20 protein-coding genes and 2 pseudogenes are annotated in these 17,418 nt (G+C 68.0%); 13 read left to right on the top strand and 9 right to left on the bottom strand.

The window, feature by feature from the left end:
• Positions 1-99 precede the first annotated feature (99 nt).
• The 7 genes and pseudogenes from ACFYWI_RS36595 to ACFYWI_RS36565 form a co-directional block, all read right to left on the bottom strand.
• Positions 100-360 carry a hypothetical protein gene (locus tag ACFYWI_RS36595; RefSeq protein ID WP_389240180.1) on the bottom strand — a complete coding sequence of 87 codons (261 nt, stop codon included), beginning with the start codon at positions 358-360 and terminating at the stop codon, positions 100-102.
• An 81-nt stretch (positions 361-441) separates the two neighbouring features.
• Positions 442-576, bottom strand: coding sequence for a hypothetical protein (locus ACFYWI_RS36590; RefSeq protein ID WP_389240178.1), 135 nt, complete (start codon positions 574-576; stop codon positions 442-444).
• Between the two features lie 480 nt (positions 577-1,056).
• A pseudogene (locus ACFYWI_RS36585) lies at positions 1,057-1,318 on the bottom strand (cold-shock protein).
• Between the two features lie 202 nt (positions 1,319-1,520).
• On the bottom strand, positions 1,521-2,552 hold the full coding sequence (locus ACFYWI_RS36580; protein WP_389240176.1) for a YaaC family protein: 1,032 nt from the start codon (positions 2,550-2,552) through the stop codon (positions 1,521-1,523).
• A 246-nt stretch (positions 2,553-2,798) separates the two neighbouring features.
• Complete coding sequence (locus ACFYWI_RS36575; protein WP_389240174.1) at positions 2,799-3,005, bottom strand: hypothetical protein; 207 nt, start codon at positions 3,003-3,005, stop codon at positions 2,799-2,801.
• Between the two features lie 167 nt (positions 3,006-3,172).
• Positions 3,173-3,508, bottom strand: a pseudogene (locus ACFYWI_RS36570) (WhiB family transcriptional regulator); the annotation flags it as partial.
• Between the two features lie 179 nt (positions 3,509-3,687).
• Positions 3,688-4,173 carry an RNA polymerase sigma factor gene (locus ACFYWI_RS36565; RefSeq protein ID WP_389240172.1) on the bottom strand — a complete coding sequence of 162 codons (486 nt, stop codon included), beginning with the start codon at positions 4,171-4,173 and terminating at the stop codon, positions 3,688-3,690.
• A gap of 1,651 nt (positions 4,174-5,824) precedes the next feature.
• Here ACFYWI_RS36565 and ACFYWI_RS36560 point away from each other — a divergent pair.
• The 8 genes from ACFYWI_RS36560 (at position 5,825) to ACFYWI_RS36525 (ending at position 10,694) form a co-directional block, all read left to right on the top strand.
• Positions 5,825-6,025 carry a hypothetical protein gene (locus ACFYWI_RS36560; RefSeq protein ID WP_328404456.1) on the top strand — a complete coding sequence of 67 codons (201 nt, stop codon included), beginning with the start codon at positions 5,825-5,827 and terminating at the stop codon, positions 6,023-6,025.
• Between the two features lies 1 nt (position 6,026).
• Positions 6,027-6,563 carry a DUF6879 family protein gene (locus tag ACFYWI_RS36555; RefSeq protein WP_389240169.1) on the top strand — a complete coding sequence of 179 codons (537 nt, stop codon included), beginning with the start codon at positions 6,027-6,029 and terminating at the stop codon, positions 6,561-6,563.
• The gene (locus ACFYWI_RS36550) at positions 6,560-7,420 is read left to right on the top strand and encodes a helix-turn-helix domain-containing protein (RefSeq protein ID WP_389240167.1); all 861 of its coding nucleotides are present in this window, start codon (positions 6,560-6,562) and stop codon (positions 7,418-7,420) included. The genes ACFYWI_RS36555 and ACFYWI_RS36550 overlap by 4 nt, the downstream gene beginning before the upstream one ends.
• 122 nt (positions 7,421-7,542) lie before the next feature.
• The gene (locus ACFYWI_RS36545) at positions 7,543-7,683 is read left to right on the top strand and encodes a hypothetical protein (protein ID WP_389240165.1); all 141 of its coding nucleotides are present in this window, start codon (positions 7,543-7,545) and stop codon (positions 7,681-7,683) included.
• A gap of 326 nt (positions 7,684-8,009) precedes the next feature.
• Complete coding sequence (locus ACFYWI_RS36540; protein ID WP_389240163.1) at positions 8,010-8,183, top strand: hypothetical protein; 174 nt, start codon at positions 8,010-8,012, stop codon at positions 8,181-8,183.
• 83 nt (positions 8,184-8,266) lie between these two features.
• Positions 8,267-8,752 carry a glycine-rich domain-containing protein gene (locus tag ACFYWI_RS36535; protein WP_389240161.1) on the top strand — a complete coding sequence of 162 codons (486 nt, stop codon included), beginning with the start codon at positions 8,267-8,269 and terminating at the stop codon, positions 8,750-8,752.
• A gap of 62 nt (positions 8,753-8,814) precedes the next feature.
• Positions 8,815-9,474, top strand: coding sequence for a class I SAM-dependent methyltransferase (locus tag ACFYWI_RS36530; RefSeq protein ID WP_389240159.1), 660 nt, complete (start codon positions 8,815-8,817; stop codon positions 9,472-9,474).
• 581 nt (positions 9,475-10,055) lie between these two features.
• Complete coding sequence (locus ACFYWI_RS36525; protein WP_389240157.1) at positions 10,056-10,694, top strand: hypothetical protein; 639 nt, start codon at positions 10,056-10,058, stop codon at positions 10,692-10,694.
• On the opposite strand, the gene ACFYWI_RS36520 is transcribed toward ACFYWI_RS36525, so the two are convergent.
• Positions 10,681-11,226, bottom strand: a complete 546-nt coding sequence (locus ACFYWI_RS36520; RefSeq protein ID WP_389240155.1) for a YcxB family protein — start codon at positions 11,224-11,226, stop codon at positions 10,681-10,683. The genes ACFYWI_RS36525 and ACFYWI_RS36520 overlap by 14 nt on opposite strands.
• A 417-nt stretch (positions 11,227-11,643) precedes the next feature.
• On the opposite strand from ACFYWI_RS36520, the gene ACFYWI_RS36515 reads away from it, so the two are divergent.
• From ACFYWI_RS36515 to ACFYWI_RS36495, 5 genes are all read left to right on the top strand, one after another.
• Complete coding sequence (locus tag ACFYWI_RS36515) at positions 11,644-12,915, top strand: PQQ-binding-like beta-propeller repeat protein (protein ID WP_389240153.1); 1,272 nt, start codon at positions 11,644-11,646, stop codon at positions 12,913-12,915.
• Between the two features lie 92 nt (positions 12,916-13,007).
• Complete coding sequence (locus ACFYWI_RS36510; protein WP_389240151.1) at positions 13,008-13,193, top strand: hypothetical protein; 186 nt, start codon at positions 13,008-13,010, stop codon at positions 13,191-13,193.
• 307 nt (positions 13,194-13,500) lie between these two features.
• Complete coding sequence (locus tag ACFYWI_RS36505; protein ID WP_389240149.1) at positions 13,501-14,058, top strand: hypothetical protein; 558 nt, start codon at positions 13,501-13,503, stop codon at positions 14,056-14,058.
• A gap of 185 nt (positions 14,059-14,243) precedes the next feature.
• Entirely contained in the window at positions 14,244-14,972 is a 729-nt protein-coding gene (locus ACFYWI_RS36500) for a hypothetical protein (RefSeq protein ID WP_389240144.1), read from the top strand.
• Between the two features lie 260 nt (positions 14,973-15,232).
• Positions 15,233-16,732, top strand: coding sequence for an NF041680 family putative transposase (locus ACFYWI_RS36495; RefSeq protein ID WP_389240142.1), 1,500 nt, complete (start codon positions 15,233-15,235; stop codon positions 16,730-16,732).
• 41 nt (positions 16,733-16,773) lie between these two features.
• On the opposite strand, the gene ACFYWI_RS36490 is transcribed toward ACFYWI_RS36495, so the two are convergent.
• A partial coding sequence (locus ACFYWI_RS36490; RefSeq protein WP_389240139.1) for an SMI1/KNR4 family protein occupies positions 16,774-17,418 on the bottom strand: 645 nt, incomplete at its 5' end.

Genomic DNA, 17,418 nt, shown 5'->3' with positions numbered 1-17,418 from the left:
AGCAGCTCGGCGGAGTAGGCCAAGGTCGGCCGTCAGGTGCCCGGGCGGGGCGGCCGGCGAGGACATAGTCGCGGTATTCGTCACCTGCCATGGATTGGTTCACCCAGCGTTCGCGTACAGCTCCAGTCCGGTCTGCGGCAGCGTCCAGTGCGGCTGCTGGGTCGCTCGTGGTTGCGACCAGGAGGCCGAAGTCCTCTTCGGCTGGCCGTCCGCGGGCGGTGACGAAGAAAGGACCACGATCCGCGGTGCCCCCAGCCGCACAGCAGGCAAAAGGACCGAACGCAGACGCTGCTCGTACTCCGCGGCGTCGCCGGAGACATCGACGACGAAGAGAAAGAACGGGCGGCGCGGCTTCGACACTCGGGCGATCCCGGAGTCGCTGGAGTTCGATGGTCAGGCTGTCGCTGGTGTGCATCATTGTGAGGAGTTTCACCCCGTGTGTCACTCCGCCTGCTGCATCAGCCGGACCACGGCCTGCCTCAATTCTTCGTCCGAAAGGTCATCGGGCCCCGTGAACTCCGGGTCGATGGAATAGTCCTCCAGCAAGGAGAAGACACGGTCGAGGAGCGTCTCCAACGGATCGCGGACCCGTTCGTCCCGCTGCTGTGAGTGCCGTCGTGCGTCCAGCCAGCCGACAGCGAATTCCGCCCCCGTGCACCGGTCCCCGTTGCGAAATCGCGCATGAACGTGAGCTGCCGGGCCGTGGCGGTGCCCGCAGGAACGTCCCCCGGGCGCTTCCACGCGATGTGAGCAGGGGGGAACGACCGGGCTGTCGACTCCAGATCGGGCCATTTCCCTGCCATGGCCCGCGCGTAGCGGGCGAAGCGGGCCCGGCCTTGATCCACCCCTTCCGGGGCGGCTCCTGCGAGGAACGCTGACGTACCGGCGACCAGGGCGTAACCGGGAGCGGGGAAGAGGATCGCTCCCGGGTGCGCGCCGAGGACCGGGACCCCATGACGGCCGTCCTGCACCTCGATCCCTCAACCGGGTGGCGATGCGCGGACATTGCCTGCCGCACGGTCGTGATCGATGGATTCTTTACCCGGTAGCAGTTTCTCACCGGCTGCCCGCAGTAGCCGACGTACTTCGAGGGCCTGCCGCCGTTGGTGTTCTATCCGCGGGGGATGACTTGTTCGGCTTGGGTCCTTGGGGGCCCTGAGTGACTTGGTATTCCACGTGTTGGCCTTCGCGGAGTTCTTTGTAGCCGGTGGTTTGGATGGCGGAGAAGTGGACGAAGACGTCGGGGCCGCCGTCGTCTTGCTGGATGAACCCGAGAGTCTTTGTCGGGGTTGAACCATTTCACTGTGCCGGTTGCCATCGTGCTCGTCCTTGACCTTCCTGCTGCGGCGGGCCGGGTCGGGCGAGCCGGCCGCGGGCTGGTGGGTGGTGCGGTTGCCCTGTGCCTGGTCTGCTCCGGTATGGCGTTGAAGGCACGCGCAGCTGGTCGGCGCTGTCCATTGGAGGGCTGACGCGCGGCGGCAACCCGCCAGGTCCTGGACGATGAAGCCTCGGGGTGGCGTCTACGGCCAGGTGGCGACTTCCTCGATGGTGTCGGCGATCAGGACTGGCAGGTGTTCCATGGCCCGCTCCAGGACCTTCTCGATCGGCACTGCGTGCCGACTACCGTCCACGTTGATGTGGTTCTCCCACTGGGCGGGCTGGTAGCGGGCGAGCATCGACAGCGCGTACAGCACCGCCCACCACGCCATCAGCGGGTGAAGCTCTCGCGGCAAGCCCGCAACGGCGGGGAAGAGGTAGCGGTGCCCGGCGTAGTTGCGGGTCATCGCGTACAGACGTACCAGGCGCTGTTCTTCCGTGCCGGTCTCTGCGAGCATCTGCCAGTGCATGGACAGCCAGCCGGCGTCCGGGTTGTGACGGCGGTAATTCGGGTCGTCCTCGGCTCCCACCCGGCGGCGGGCGAAGTCCTCATACCCCGTGGTGCCGGGGTAGCTCTTCAAGAAGTCATCCAGTACTGCCCGGCTGCCGTCGTCCACGACACGGTCCGGGATATCGCCCACGTCAACCGTGAGCAGCGGGTGGAAGTCGGTGTCGTCGATCGAGAGTGTGCTCGCGTACAGGGGCGTGAGCCGCTCTCGGCCGGTCAGCGGGTACTGCAGGTTGACGGGGAGGGTGTCCCAGACTTCCTCCAGCCGCACCACCGTGGCGTTGCCCCAGACCGGCGACTGCAGTAGCTCGCTGAGCCGTACGAAGCTGCCGGCAGTGCCCGCAGGGTCCATGCGGATCTCGATGTCGGCGAAGTCCAGGTGATAGCCGGAGGCATGGATGCCGTGTGAGATCAGGTTCCAGTCCTCGCCCTTGAGGTCGACGGCCGCGGCCGCGATCGCCCGGCCTGCCTGACTCAGGCCGTAGAACACCAGCAGAGGACGTGTCTGGGGGCCCACGACCTCAGCCGCCCGGAACATTTGCTGCGCCTGCTCCAGCGCCGTGGAGTACGTCTTGGCCCGCGCCCCGCTGCTTGCTCTGCCCGGCCGATTGGAACGACTGGCCCGCAGCCTCTCCCACGCCTCAAGGGGATCTATCTGCATATACATGGCGGGAAGCTATTCAAAACCGGTCTCGAGCGCTGGATAACTCGTGATCATCGGCCCTGGGCATCGGACCGCCTCCCACACTCGTAAACTACCGCTGCCACGCCTCATGGACAGAGCCACGCCCGTGGTGACGGGGAGCCGTTTGGCGGTGTCGCACAGGTTCATCTCTTGGTCGCGCAGGTGGAGGGTCATGGACAGCATGTCGTCGTCTGTGACCCCTGCGCACCGCAGCGCCGCGGCGGTGGTCTATTCGATGATCCGGTCGAAGAACAGGACGCCGGCAGCGGTCGTTGCCATGCCGGCGGTGACCGCCACCGGCCAGGGGCTCGCGGCGAGTACCGCGAGTAGACCGGCGCCGAGGCCGACGAGTGCGGCCAGCAGGAAGATCATGGCGGAGCGCTGGTTGAGCAGTGGCCTGTTCTCGTCGGGCTGGCGGGGGTTCGTGCTGGCCATTGGTCTTTCCTCACAGGGTCGGTAACCGTGGACGTGCCCGGGCCTTGCCCGGTGGCCTTGTGGACTGGGTGGGGTGTGCGGCGGCATCACGAGGCAGCCCGACCGCTTTGAATGCCGGGCTTGTGGTTGTGGTTGTGGGCGTCGGCCGTATGTGCCGTGCCCGCCTTCTACACGGCCTGATCCAAGATCGCGGTCAGGTCCTCGTCATCGAGCGGCGTGGCCCCGTCGCCGTTCTCGTAGACCCTGCGTGCGGTCTCCAGCAGCCGGCGCCAGGACGTCACTGTCGGGCGGCGGCGCAGCAGTGCTCTGCGCTCGCGCTCGGTCATGCCTCCCCAGACGCCGAACTCGACCCGGTTGTCCAGGGCGTCGGCCAGGCACTCGGTCCGCACCGGGCACCTGGTGCACACGGCCTTGGCCCTGTTCTGCGCAGCGCCTTGGACGAACAACTCGTCCGGGTCGGTGGTGGCGCACGCTGCCTGTGTACTCCAGTCGGTGACCCAGCCGGACGAGGGCCTGCGCGGGGGCGTGGCGTCGGCAGCGGGCTGGGTGAGGTTGCCGACGTCATGGGCGAGCGCTTCGCTGATGGCGTCGTCCTCCAGCCTGGCACGGCCGGGAGCCGGGTCGTAGTGGGCGTACTCCTCGTCCAGGGCAGCACGGGCTGCCTGTGCCAGCTCGTCGATGTTCATGCGTGCTGCTCCTTTCCGCGGCCGGACCGGGACGGGCGGTAGTTCTCCAGGTGCTCCGCCAGCCGCTGTCGCCCGGCGAAGATGTGCGAGGACACCGTTGAGCGCGTGATGCCCAGGTAGAAGCCGATCTGTGTGTGCGACAGGTCCAAGAAGAGGTGGAGGCGAAGGCAGTCGGCCTGCTGCGGCGGCAGCAGTTCCAAGGCCTTCTCTATGTCCAGGCGGCAGATCAGTTCGCTGATGCCTCCGTCCGTGGCCGGCCGCTCGCCCATCGCTGCCAGCGGCAGGGCCCTGGGCCTGCGGTCCGCTGCCCGGAAGTGATCCGCCAGCACGTCCCGCAGGACCTTGAAGCCGAACGCCGGCCGGTTGTCCGCCGACAGGAACAACTGCCGGGCCCGGTACAGCTGCAGGAACGTCCGGCTCACCACGTCTTCGGCCTCGTCACGGGTGATACCGCGGCTGCGCACGTACCTCAGGAACACCACCCGGTGAACATCGTGGAAGTCCGCCAGGCCCTGAGGGAGAATCAGATTCCCCAGCTCAGCCCCGGTATCGGACGCGGGTACTGCCGACAGCGCCCAAGGACAGCCCCGGCAGTCAGGCTCGGGATCCGTGCGACGGCATACCGGCTGGGAGCAGACAGGCTCGGAGGTGATCGTCATCCCGTGCTCCACCTCCTCCCCGTCTCCGCCTCTGACCGTTGGTCGCGCATCCGGCCCCCTCCCGAGATCCTTCGCCGCCGCACCGCTCTGTACAAGGGATGCCGTCGGCAGGCCGCAGAACGTCCAGCGGTCCGGCAAGATTTTTCGTCGTCTTTTCTGCAGCCGCTGGAGAAGCCGCTGACCACCCTCGTCCCTGCCGGCATCCTCGCTCCTCTGGCCAAGCGCCTGAAGTCGTACGAGGGGCCGTGGGCATCGGCATCATCGAGAACGGCGACGGCGTCGTCGCCCGGGCCACCCTGTCGATGGGCGACCGCGTGGAGCGCGCCACGGTCGTACGGGCCGCGAAGAAGTGCCAGGCCCTCATCAAGGCCAAGGGCGGATCCGTCGGCCTTGTCGTACTTCACGGAGATCCGTGGGCACGACCTGCTCGGCGCCGCACTGGACGAACCGGAGTAGGCCAAACCGGCGCGGGCCAGCTGTGTCCGCCCGTACGCTGCTCACTCAGTAACGGCCTCCCAGACCGATGCCAGTATGCCCACGATCAGGAACACGAGGAACACGTAACCCAGCCCACGCCAGTCGTACGACGAGAGCGGAGGGCCCGGATCGGGTTCTGTGCCGAAGCCGTAGATCAACCCACACCGTCGGCATGGCCGGAGCCCCGGCCCGTACAGAATGGCAACCTGCCCGCACCGGTTGCACTTCATTTCACGCCCCTTGTCCACCATGAGTGGGACCATAGTCAGTCGCCGTCGTGCGGCCCCCCGGGCAGCGACGAGCCGCGTTCTTGGAGGGGATGGAGCAGCGATCACGCCCTGATCGGGAGTCGGCCCGTGCTCTGGGGGGCAGACGTGGCTCCGTCGGTACCGGTCACGGACCGGGGGCTGGAGCTCGCCGAGGTGCTGTGGACACGCCCTTGAGCAGCTGATCGCCGGCGGAGGCCAGCGGCGGCGAGCTGACCGAGTCGCCGGCGGAGCCGGTGCCTGCGGTCGAATGATGGCGCGCTCGAGGCGAGCGTACGGGCGGCGCGGACCGAACGCGGCCGCGGGTGACCGGCGCGGGCTGCCACTCCGGCTAGGGGTGGAACGACAGAACCGGTGGCCATGATCAAGGGGATCACGGCCAACGGTTCGACGCTGCAGGCCTCTCAAGGCTGCGAGGGCTTCGGCGAGCGACCCCGCCGGGGAGGACGGCAAGGACGGGCAGTCGTGCCCGACCGGCTACAGCTGGCAGCCACCACCTGGCGACCCCGACGCGCTCGTGTGCCCCAAGGACGCAGCGCCACCAGCGGAAGAGAAGCGGGGGCCGCTATCCCTCGGCCTCGACCCGCACGGCCGCCAATACCCCTGACACACCAGGTGCCTGGTCCCACGGATCGGGTAGGGGGCGCATTCGTCATATCCGGAACGCGCCCTTGCCCAACCTTCGGCCTGCTGCTGCAATTTCGAGAAATGTCTGCGAGAGGGGAAGCGTCATGAAGCTACGCTTTATCGGCACCACCTCGGGCGGCGGGAACTGCCCCACGCTGTACGAGACCGACCGCGGCACCATCGTCGTCCAGGGCTACGTCGTCACCGACGAGGAAGCCCTGGGCCAGCTGCGAGACGTCCTCGATGGCGAGTCGTTCGTGGAGGTGCCCCGCGAGCTCCTCACCCGTTTCGCGCCCAAGGAGTGACGTGCCCGAACTGATCAGGGGAGAGGCTTTCGGACGCCTCTTCGAGGACTTCGAGCACACGGCTTGGCGTCTGGAGACCCGCACGGTCTACAGCGTCGACGAGGAACGGGAACCCTTCGCCCGCTACCGGCGCGGCAAGCACCCGGGCACGGAATGGTTCCAGCCGTGGCTGGACACCATGCGCCGCGGCATCGAGCAGGGCAAGCGGATCGAGCGCGTTCGGGTCGTCCCGGAAGTCCTCACCGACTACCTCGAGTTCGAGCTGTGGCTGTGCAAGTTCAACGTCCAGGTCGGCGAGGACATCCGCTACCTGCCGCAGGCCCAGGCCGACAAACTGGGCCTGCCCGGCTACGACTACTGGCTCTTCGACTCCTGCCGACTCGGGCGCATGCACTTCACAGACGAGGGCGTACCCCTCGGAACCGAGATGATCGAGGACCCCGCCGAGGTGGTCCGGCACAGCTACCTGCGCGACATGGCTTGGCACCATGCCATCCCGTATGCCGACTACGTCGCCGGGCGGGCCATCAGCCGGTGACGAAGATCCACGAAGCGCGTGAAGCGCTCGGCCAGCGCCTCCGCGAACTCCGCCGTGAAGCTGCTCTCAACGGCAAGGGCCTCGCGGAGGCATTGGGCTGGCAGGCCAGCAAAGTCAGCAAGATCGAACTCGGTAGGCAGAGCCCGTCCGAGGCGGACATAGCCGCATGGGCGGCCGCCTGCGACGCGATCGACGCCGCCCCGGGCCTCGTGGCTGCGCTGCGGAACCTTGAGACCCAGTACGCCGACTGGCGCCGGCAACTGCGCGACGGGACGAAACTTCGCCAGCAGGCACTCGCCGAGGTCGACGCCTCCACGCAGGTCATCCGCGCCTTCGAGAACACCTGGGTGCCTGGCCTGCTGCAGACCCCGGAGTACGCGCGCTGCCGCCTCGCCGAGGTCGTGGACCTGTACGGCATCACGAACGACATCGACGCCGGCGTGCAGGCCCGCATGGAACGGCAGAACGTCCTCTACCAGCCAGGCCGCCGCTTCCACTTCGTCATCACCGAGGCAGTGCTGCGCTACGGCACGGCACCCCGTGAAGTCATGGCCGGTCAGATCGACCGCCTCGTGAGTGCGTCCTCGCTCGCTTCCGTGCGACTGGGCATCGTGCCGTTCGGGATCCGCCTGCCGGTCAGCCCTCTGCACGGCTTCTGGATGTTCGACGACCGGATCATCATGGTCGAGACGTTCGCCGCGGAGATGCGCCTGACGCAGCCCGAGGAACTGCGCCTGTACCGGGGCGTGTTCGACCGGCTGGCGACCATGGCCCGCTACGGCGCCGATGCGCGCCAGCTGCTGCACGCCGCGCTCGACACCCTGAGGGAGCAACCCTCGGGTGAATCCGAGAAATAGCGAGCAATCCGCTCGGGCTTTCTGAGCAACGTTCCTACGGTCGGTGACGAGACAGTCACTGCGACTCGGGGGGCGCCCTGATGTTCTGCACCTATTGCGACTTGCCGGGAGCCGACCTCGTGGTGGCTGTCGCGACTTCCAACAGCGGGCCCGGCTGGGCACAGCACGCGCACGCTTCCTGTGCCGCCGCACGGGGCGTCAAGGCGCTCGACGAGCGTCTGCCGGCAGAGCGAGCCCAGGCCCCCGAGGGGCGGCTGTCGTGACCGCGAGCGGCACCCGTATCTGCGTCATCTGCGATAAACCCATCACGGGCCAGGCCACGCGGGTCCCACAGTTCTCCGCGTCCGGCGCACGGCCCGACAACTGGCGCCACCCGCTCTGCTGGCGGCGCCCCAAGTGACCCCGCCCCGGCCGATGCTCCAGCCCGGAAACCGGCCAGGGCAGCGAGGGCATGCAGGAGCCCCTGCACGCGCACCACGGCACGCGGGTTGGCCGCGCGTCGAGCACACACCCAAGGAGTATGGCGTGACAGCTCTTTCCCCGGAACGGGTCTCCGCCCGCCAGCTGGTCGCCCCGGAACGAGCGCTCGGTGAGCCCTATGTGGGACCCGCCGGAGCGTGGCACCGGCGTCTGCTCCGCGTGCGGCGGGCACACCGGCGACGGGCTCGTCCACTGGGTGCCGCGCATGTCCGGCCCCGATGTCCGTGTCGTCATACACGCCGACCCCACCGACTGCCAGCCGCCCGCGGCTGCGCCGCACTGACTCCCGTCCGCGCCGGTGCACGCCTCAACCCGGCGCGGACGGGCCGGCCCTCGACCGAGGGCAACGTCCACACAGGAGGAAGCATGACCATCGCGTTAGACCGTCCCGTGGGCACCACCGACCCGGTCACGCTCGTCGGCTCCGAGGTGATGGAGCGCCTCAGCGCCCGCATCGTCAAGGACCACGCCGGCATCGACCGGGCCACCGCGCGGCGGATCGTCGCCCAGACCGCCGCGTTCCTGGCGGCCAGCGCCCAGCAGCCCGGCGCCGAACTGTCGCCGAGCAAGCTCGTGGACATCGGCTGGCACACCTGGATCCTGCACACCGTCGACTACGCCCTGTTCTGCGAGCAGGTCGCCGGACGGTTCATCCACCACGTCCCCACCGAGGACGACGAGCAGGTCACCGGCGGCCCCGAGACCGCGCTTGAGCGCACCCTCGGCGCCATCACCCAGGCGGGATTCACGATCGACCCCGATCTGTGGCCCGCAGCCGCCAAGATGGGCGAGTGCTCCCAGTGCCACGCTGGATGCAGCGACAGCCCCAACGGCGGCAAGAAGAGCAAGTAAGGCGCCAGCCCGCCAGCCGTCCGGCACACCGCCGGGCGGCTGGCCCCGCGAACGGAGCACCCGTGACGAACACCGCGTGGGACACCTACTCGAAGCAGAAGCCTGAGCGCCGCCCGACGAACGCCGCCGGCGAGACGACCTGGTTCAACTGGACCCAGTACGCCGACCACGGCCCGGGCGCCGAAGTCCTCGGCATCCGCCCGGGCGCGACCGTGCTGGACCTCGGCTGCGGCAAGGGCGGCAACCTCGCCCACGTGGCCGCGCTCGATGCCCGGGCGGTGGGTGTCGACGTGTCCCTCGCCCAGCTGAAGGCAGCCGAGTCGCGATGGGTCGACGCGGGCATGGTGCTGCACCGCACGGACGCGGTCTGGTTCCTGACCGAGAGCGGTGAGCACTTCGACGCGATCTACTCCGTGTTCGGCGCCGCCTGGTTCACCGATCCGACAGAGCTGCTGCCCGCGATCCGCGAGCGGCTGCGTCCCGGTGGCGTGCTCGCCTTCTCCCAGCGGCCGGCGATCGAAGGCTGCTACGGCTGCCAGGCCTCGTACATCAACCGGTCCGAGGACGAGGACCCGCTCGTCGTGAAGCGCTGGGACTACGAGCCCGAGCGGTGGGTGGAGATCCTGCACCAGCACGGCTTCACCGCGGCCACGGCTCGTGTCCTGCCCGCCCCGCCCGGCCAGCGGACGATCGGCACGCTGCTCGTCCGCGCCCACGGCTGAGGCCCCTGCCGCCCCGGTCTGCCACGTCCCTGGCAGGCCGGGGCTTTTCGCGTTGGCGCAAACGGTGACGGGTACATTCGCATGCATGGGCGTCGGAGCATGGATATCGCTGATCGCTACTGTCATCGTCTTGATTTCCGGCGCGGGGCTCATCTGTTACAGCAAATGGGGGCCAAGCCCGGAGCCGGGCCGACAGCACGACTACGGGCCGGACAACACCAGTGGAGGCGGCGGGGGCGGCTGAGCCCTCTCGCCGGGCTGACCAGCCACGCCATGGAATCGAAGGTGTGGCCACTCTCCGCACCTTGCCGCGTTTCGAACCCACCAAAACTGCGGGTCAGATGGGTTGCTCTGTCTGTAGCCGGATCCGCTGCTGATCAGGAACGACAGGCGGGCCTCGAAATGCCTGCGCAGTGCCCCGCGCGGGGGGTCCAAAGCCTGCTCCCGCCATGGGAATTGCGGCTGCGGATTGTTCCGGAACTCTTGAAATGAATACTCGGAGAATGCGTAATTGAAGTATGCGGATGGGGCGTGGCGGCCGATCGGCAGCCGAAAGCACGCACTCCGAACCGAGGGGAACCATGCCGAACGATAATGCCCGCCGTCACCTCTCCGCCGTCCCGGCCCCGGCACCGGCCCCTGAGCGGGAAATGCCCTACACCGAGGCTGAGATGGAAGAGGCCATGGGCTACCTCCTGGCCCGCATGGTGCCGCTGACGCAGCGCACCGGCTGGAAGATCGAAGAGATCATCGAATCCGACATGATCGGACTGCTCGCCCTCGCGTACGTCGCGGCCCTGCGTACTAACCCGCCGCTCCCCGAAACCGGCCCGGCCAGGGAACTCGACGCTCTTGCGTTCTCCTTCTACGTCCGCATGCTCGCCAGCGCCCCCGAGGGCTTCGACGACGTCACCGACCTGATCGTCCTCGACAGCATCCAGTGGTGCTCTGCGGCCCTCGATGGCCGCCCAGACCCGCGCCCTGCGACTCGTCCAGGACTGACCCAACCCCGGGGCGCAGCCGTTCCGCTGCGCCCCGGCCCCGGCGGCGGGGGAGTGGCGCCCCTGGCCGCGCTGCCGACAACAGCCACCGAATGCGAGGCAGGCTCTTGCCCCGCATCTCTTCCCGCGTTGCGTGCGCCGTCAGGTGGCGTGACGGAGGGGCTCGCACCGGACGCAGCCGGTGCGGGCCCCTCTGGCGTACACGTCACATGCGGGTGATGTTGCCGTCCAGGATCGCTCGCAGCCGGTCGACGTCCGCTGGAGCGGCGATGCCCCGCTTGGGGAGGATGGCCATGCCCACGCCGTGCCGGTCGCCCGTGAGCAGTACGAACAGTTCATCGGTCTCGGTGTACCGGGGCAGTACGGGCCAGCGGTACGTCATGTCCAAGTCCCGCGAGAACTGCCGTACACCGTCGTCGTCCACGACGACCCGGAACTCGCCCTGCGTGGCGTACATGCGGTGCACCTGCTGCCCCTGGAGCCCGGGTACCAGCACGTATAGGCCGAGGAAGAAGGCCAGGGCCGCGACGCAGAACACCGTCCCCCCGAGGCTCGGCCCCTTGGGGGCGGTGAGGTTCAGGACGAGGGCGCCCAGCATGAGCAGCCCGCACGCCAGCAGGATTCCGTTCTGCAACCGCCCCGACGGGGTGGCCTTCGCCCGGGCGCGGATCGCCCCCACCGCGTCGGCGAGGACGGGCAGATACATCAGCTCCACGGCGTCCCGTGTCGTTGTGGACCGCTCTTCGGTCACGGACCCTCCAGGTCGTTGGTGAGACAGCCTGTGATCGTAGCGGCCGGGTCAGGCAATCGGATGATCACCCTCCGGCCGCTTCGGTGGCGCGGTCGTGCGCACCAGCCATGCCGACGACACTTCCCGCGTCCTCGGCTGGCGACTGAGCGACTGCACCGCCCACCCGCTGGGCAGGGCCGAGATCTTCAGTGCCTACTGCACGGACGCCGCCCACGCCCAGGCGCAACAGCGACAGCCGAGCTGGGACGAGCCGGAGCACCGGCACACATCGTGTGCGTGCGCGTCCTGCGGTAGCGATGCAAACCGGTGCCGATTCCTACTGCTTCCAGACCGAGGGCTTGAACCGATCGGTCTTCGCGGAGCTCGGGCTAGTGTCATGGTCACCACCATTGGGGACCAAGAGACGGGGGAGCTCTGATGCGACCGGTGAAGAGGATGCAGCCATGTGCCACGGCCATGGTGTGGGGGCTGCTGGCGGCAACGGCGCTGGCCGCCTGCAGCAAAGGCGGCGGCTCGTTAGACGCCGAATCACCGAAGGCCAAGACCTCCCAGGAGGCTGCTGCGGAACCGAGCCGCAAGGCCTTTGACCCACCCGTGCGGTTCGAAGATGCAAGGATCGAACTGTCGAGTGCCGCGCAGCCCAGCACAGTGAGCGGGGGTGCAAAGCGGCCCGCAGTCACCCTCTCCGGCGGAATTGCCTACATCACGACGGAACAGGGACTCGAGGCCATCGACACACAGACCGGCGAGCCCAGGTGGGAGGCGGCGACGAAACACCCCGCCGAAGCAGGCGGCTTCGGCAGTCCTCGCGCCGCGCCGCTCGCTGTTGAGGCATGGACCGTTTACGCCGCGTGGGAGAGGGTGGTGAAAGGCGAAGGGACCACCCCGTCCCGGCCGGTCATTGAAGTGCTCGCCGTCGACACCACCACAGGCAAGCCGTCGTGGTCGGCTGAGATCCCGGCCGTGCCCAGCGCGACCGGCCTGGCTGCAAACGCCATCGGCGCCGATGAGGTGATCGCACCGCAGATCATCGGAGTCGATGCGGACACGGTGGTGGTCGCGGCCGCCGACACCACATATGCCGTCGACCGCGCCGCGGGCACCGTGCGCTGGAAGAAGGCCGACTTCCGTGCCGTCGCACTGGCGGACGGAGTCGTGGCCGGCGGGGAGCGGCTGACGCCCCTTGAAAGCCGGCTCATCGGATACGCCGCGGGTACGGGCAAGCAGCGCTGGACGATCCGCGGCACCGGAGCGCCGGCCTCGGCCGGACCGGAACTGCTCACCGGCGAGCGTGGGAATAAGCAGCTGATCGTCGATGCCGCGAGCGGCACGGTTCGCGCGACTCTCGCCGGGTCTGACTGGCAGTGCCGCCACGACGCAGAATCCCTGCTCCTGTGCTCTACGTTCCGCAGCTTGGCGGGCACCGGGATCACGGTGTTCGACGCGGCAACAGTCAGGAAGCTGTGGACCCTGCCCGACGGATCCGGCCGGATCGTTCCGAGGGTCACCGCCTTTTGGCACGGCGCCGTCTACGGCGATATAGGGCAGGAGCCCGAGTCCGTGATCCTGGACGGCAAGACAGGCAAGGACCGCGAAACTTCCCCAGGGGCCGCCCCGTTCGAAGTCGACCGGTACGGCGGCCTGGTGGACCGAATGGGGCCCCCGGCCTTTTACCGGGCCACACGCTAAACACCGGGCACGACGTCGGGACCGCAGCTGCGTGCTGCGGGCCGTCCTTCAAGGGCTCACAACGGACGTTCCCGACCAGGACTGACGACCCTTTGTTCCACCCGGTCTGGGCTACCGCCGACCCCGACGACATCACCTTCGCCGACAGCCGCGCCGCGCACGGCAACTTCCGTAACTGGGCACGGCTGACTGCCCACGTCCGCACCGGCCTGGCCCGCACGCGACGGCCGCGTGTCGACCGGGACCTGCTGCGGTGGGCCGTCAGCCGGCTGGGGTGAGGACCGCGCCGCGTGGCGGTGTGTGCGATGGCTGGGCCGGTCGATGCCGGCCTGCCCGCCTGCCAGCGTGGCTCCTCGCCGGATCGATGACGAGCCAGCGGCTCGATCCCGGCAGACGACCTCGATTCCGGGGCGCTTCGCCAGCCCAGCGCCGACCACTGAAACCTGAAACAAACTTAGTTTCGTAATTTCTGGCGCATCACACTAGTGCAGCGACAGCAGTACCCACTGGACACCTTGAGGGTGTACACCGCGTGCCAGCGCGAAGTCATTCCCTAACTGTCCCGTGCCCTTCTAATCTCGGGTTATGGACTGGTTGATGGCCGCATGGGTGGGGGTGGCTGGTGGGGCGACTATGGAGGCCGTCGATGTCATCAAGTCCGTCAAGTGGCATGGCAAATTGCCGTGGAACGTAGAGCCGGACACGAAACAGCAGCGCCGACTCGATCTGCGGCCCGGCGAAGAGCAGCTGCCCGCTCCCGGCTGGAGGGCGCATTGCATCGCCGCGGTACTGCGGCTGTTCGTCAGTGGTGCCCTGATCGGCGCCCTCGCCGCGACGTACCCGACGAGCGTGAACCCGCTAGTGGCTTACATGGTCGGGCTAGGGGCGCTCTCAGCGGTCCAGCAGCTCGCCACATTCGTGCCACTGGCGGTTAAAGGCGCCGGCCGGGCCGCTCTGGGCTCTGTGGTGGAGGAGGCACAGCAACAGCAACAAGCCCTCCCGCAAGCGCAGCAACCCGGACCCGGCCAGACCAACGGTGCTCTTCCAGGGCCGCAGACGGGAAGTCACCCAGACAGCAGCCCCCAACCGGAGACGGGCGTTGCCACGCCCCAGGGACCGCCACAGGCAGGAGGTCAGGTATGACACTCGCTGCTGAATCCTTCGTTGGCCGTGTCCTGGCCGTCATCTCACGCCGGTCCCCCGGCTTCCGGCCGCCCACGGCATTGTTCGGCGCATCGTCCATGCCTAGCAAAGCGCCTACCTCAGCTCGAGCCCCGCAGTTTCAGCTCCACCATCAAAGTTCAAGAGCCGACACGGACCATGTGGCAGTGCCGGAGCTGGTGGATCCCGGCCTGGCCGAACTGACTATCAAGTGGAAGTCCGCCCCTGCGGACGTACGGCTCACGCGCCGCAGTGACCTGCTTACCCTTGCGGACCTAGTCAAGACCGCCTACAGCTGCGCCAGCGCTGTCGTCCCAGCCCTCGACATCCCCTTTGCCACCGGGCGTGATCTAGAAGTAGCCCTCGACCTCACACGTGACCTGGGCGCCGTCCTTGCCGATGCCCGCGCCCGCGCTCGGATCCACAGCCGCGCCATCGACCGCGCTCTCGGTAACAACTGCGACCGCACCCTCGACCGCGCTCTCGACCTCGCCATCGCGAACAGTCGCGACCTCGCTGAGGGCCTCACGCGCGCCCGCGTTCTCGGCTTCGGCGGCTTCGACAACGGCATCGAGTTCGACCCTGTCAGCATCACCGACCGCGCCCGGCTTCTCGAACGCGGCCGCGGCCTGGCCAACAGCCTCGCCCGCGAGCTTGGCACAGCCTGCACCAACCTGGCGGATGCGGCGAGCGACTTCACCGGGGTCAACATCACTGTGGCGGATGCAACCGACATCGACCTCGCCTGGCTTCGGTGGGACGACAACACCCAATGGCCCAACCGCGAGTGGGCCGATCGCATGCGTAGAGCATCTGTGGAGCACCCGCCCGGGTCCGGAACCTATATCGTTCTTCCTCTCACAGACCGTGACCCCGCAGAAAGCGCCTTGGTCTAATGCGCTGCGAGATCACGACCCCATGCTCGGCAACCGCCCGTCCTGAACGGCGCCGTCCGCAGGAATCCCTAGATTCCGGCGCAGGTGCTGTCCAGTGAGGCGGAGTTCAGAAACAGGCACTCAACTTGTCGTTTATGGTCCGCCGTCGAACGCGGCTCGAACTTGATCCATATTTTCGCAGTTCAGCGGACGTGAAGGCGGCCTTCGTCTGATCCTGTGCTCCGTCACAGAAGGATAGGAACAGCGCGAAGGCCGTGGTTGTGAGTTTGGTGCATCAGAGCGTCCTCCGGGATGCGTACGCGGAAGTGTCACACTTCCGGTCGGAGTTGTACGCGTGCATGACTGCGCGGGGCGACGCGTTGTTCGAGTTATGCGACGCGTTGTTGTGCACAGACGGCCCGGTGCGGACGCTGGTCGACCTCGCGCTCGCGCCCGAACACCGCCGCGGTCACGGAGCTCTGTACGGCGGCCTGAACCATGGACGAATCGATATCGCCCGGCTGCGTCGGGCCCTGGCCGGGATGCCGCTGCCGAGGGCGGTGGACGGTCGGCTGGTGTTGGCTGTGGATGTCTCGCCGTGGCTACGGCCGGACGCCAGCACCTGTGCTGACCGGTCCTTTTGCCACACATTCGGTCGGGGCGAGGGCAAGCACCAGATGGTGCCGGGCTGGCCGTACTCGGTGGTGGCCGCGCTGGAGACCGGCCGAACGTCCTGGACGGCGGTGCTGGACGCGGTCCGCCTGGAGCCGGGTTCCGACGTCGCCGCGGTAACCACGGTGCAGATTCGCGAGGTCGTCGAGCGGCTGGTCGCCGCCGGCCAGTGGCGGCCAGGTGACCCCGAGGTCCTGGTCGTCCTGGACGCCGGATACGACGCCCCGCGCATAGCCCACCTGCTGGCCGGACTGCCTGTCGAGATCCTCGGCCGACTCCGATCCGACCGCGTGATGCGACGGCCGACACCGCCGCGGGTCTACGACCCCAAAGGCGGCCGGCCGCCCAAGCACGGCGGCGAGTTCGTCTTCGGCGACCCTGGCACCTGGGGTGCTGAGCAGGCCGTGACGACCACTGACACCCGCCTCTATGGGAAGGCAACCGCGCAAGCGTGGGACCGACTGCACCCGCGGCTCACCCGCCGGGCCGCATGGCTTGACCACGACGGACCGCTGCCCATCATCGAAGGCACCGTCATCCGCCTGGTCGTGGAGAAGCTGCCCAGCGGCGGGGTCAACAAGCCGGTCTGGCTGTGGTGGTCGAGGATTGGCGCCACCGAGGCGAACGTCGACCGCTGCTGGCAGTCGTTCCTGCGTCGCTTCGACCTGGAGCACACGTTTCGCCTGTTCAAGCAGACACTCGGGTGGACCAAGCCCCGGCTTCGCAGCTCGGAAGCGGCCGACCGTTGGACATGGCTGGTGATCGCCGCCTATGCCCAGCTGAGGCTCGCGCGCGGGCTGGCGACAGACCTCCGCCGCCCGTGGGAGAAACCGGCCCCGCCGAACAAGCTGACACCCGCTCGGGTCCGAAGGGGGTTCAGACACCTCCGCACGAAGACCGGCTCTCCGGCTGGTGCACCGAAACCATCTCGTCCTGGCCCAGGACGGCCCCCGGGCTCGAAGAATCGCCACCCGGCCACCCGTCATGACGTGGGCCGGGTCCTCGCGACCGGCGAGGCGTTCAGCCGCCCTGCCCACCACAAGGTCGGCACCAAACCCCGGCGAACGGGTCAAGAAGAAGCCGGTCGGAAGGGCACCGGACCTGCCTGATCGTCCGAAAGGTCGGGTCCCAGGTGTGCGACTACCCTGCTTCAGCACGCGGGTTCAGTGTCCAGGATGCCGTCGACAGTCAGCGCACCTTCGATAGTTGCGCTCAGCCACTCTGCCAAGTTGATGCCCTGAGGCCAGTGCTGGCCCTCATGCGTGCACCACATCGGCCCGGCGGGGTCCCGGAAGTCAACCAGGGACCAGATGGTGCAGCCCCAGTCATACACCGGCACCAGGCCGGCAGGGATCTGACCGGAGGGATCCGGTCCGTCTTGATAGATCTCTGCCAGGTCATTCCAGTCGCCTTGGGAAGCACCTCCGCGAACTCCCAGGATGCCCTCTGCCGGACCGAAGCCCCCGTTCGCCACCTCCAAGTAGAGGCGCCGCAGCAACGGCGGGAGAGGGAAGCCAATCAGCTTCTCTGCCTCCGTGACCGCCTCCAGTGTCGCCGGCGGAGGCAGGCTGCCCACACCAGCACTACCACGGACAGCCTCAACGATCGCTTCATCCATCACGCTGGCAGCCTCGCAGACCCCGCCATGGCAGGTGACTCTGGGGCGTTGAAACGGAAAGCCAGTCAGACGTCGTGACGTTAGAAGCCGTATCTCAACCGATCTTGGAACCTGCAAGTCGAACGGAGTTCCTGGTCGGGTGATCTTCCGGCCGTACGCGCATGAAGGCAGGGCCTC

It is taken from the genome of Streptomyces sp. NPDC002889 (genome assembly GCF_042888425.1).
Classification (GTDB): Bacteria; Actinomycetota; Actinomycetes; order Streptomycetales; family Streptomycetaceae; genus Streptomyces.
The sequence above is the reverse complement of the archived record's forward strand: the minus strand, read 5'-3'. Positions and strand labels throughout refer to the sequence as shown.

Coding starts and splice junctions, on each gene's coding strand:
- ACFYWI_RS36580 (WP_389240176.1), bottom strand. CDS start 2,552: ATGTATATGCAGATAGATCCCCTTGAGGCGTGGGAGAGGCTGCGGGCC.
- ACFYWI_RS36575 (WP_389240174.1), bottom strand. CDS start 3,005: ATGGCCAGCACGAACCCCCGCCAGCCCGACGAGAACAGGCCACTGCTC.
- ACFYWI_RS36560 (WP_328404456.1), top strand. CDS start 5,825: ATGAAGCTACGCTTTATCGGCACCACCTCGGGCGGCGGGAACTGCCCC.
- ACFYWI_RS36535 (WP_389240161.1), top strand. CDS start 8,267: ATGACCATCGCGTTAGACCGTCCCGTGGGCACCACCGACCCGGTCACG.
- ACFYWI_RS36525 (WP_389240157.1), top strand. CDS start 10,056: ATGCCGAACGATAATGCCCGCCGTCACCTCTCCGCCGTCCCGGCCCCG.
- ACFYWI_RS36515 (WP_389240153.1), top strand. CDS start 11,644: ATGCGACCGGTGAAGAGGATGCAGCCATGTGCCACGGCCATGGTGTGG.
- ACFYWI_RS36505 (WP_389240149.1), top strand. CDS start 13,501: ATGGACTGGTTGATGGCCGCATGGGTGGGGGTGGCTGGTGGGGCGACT.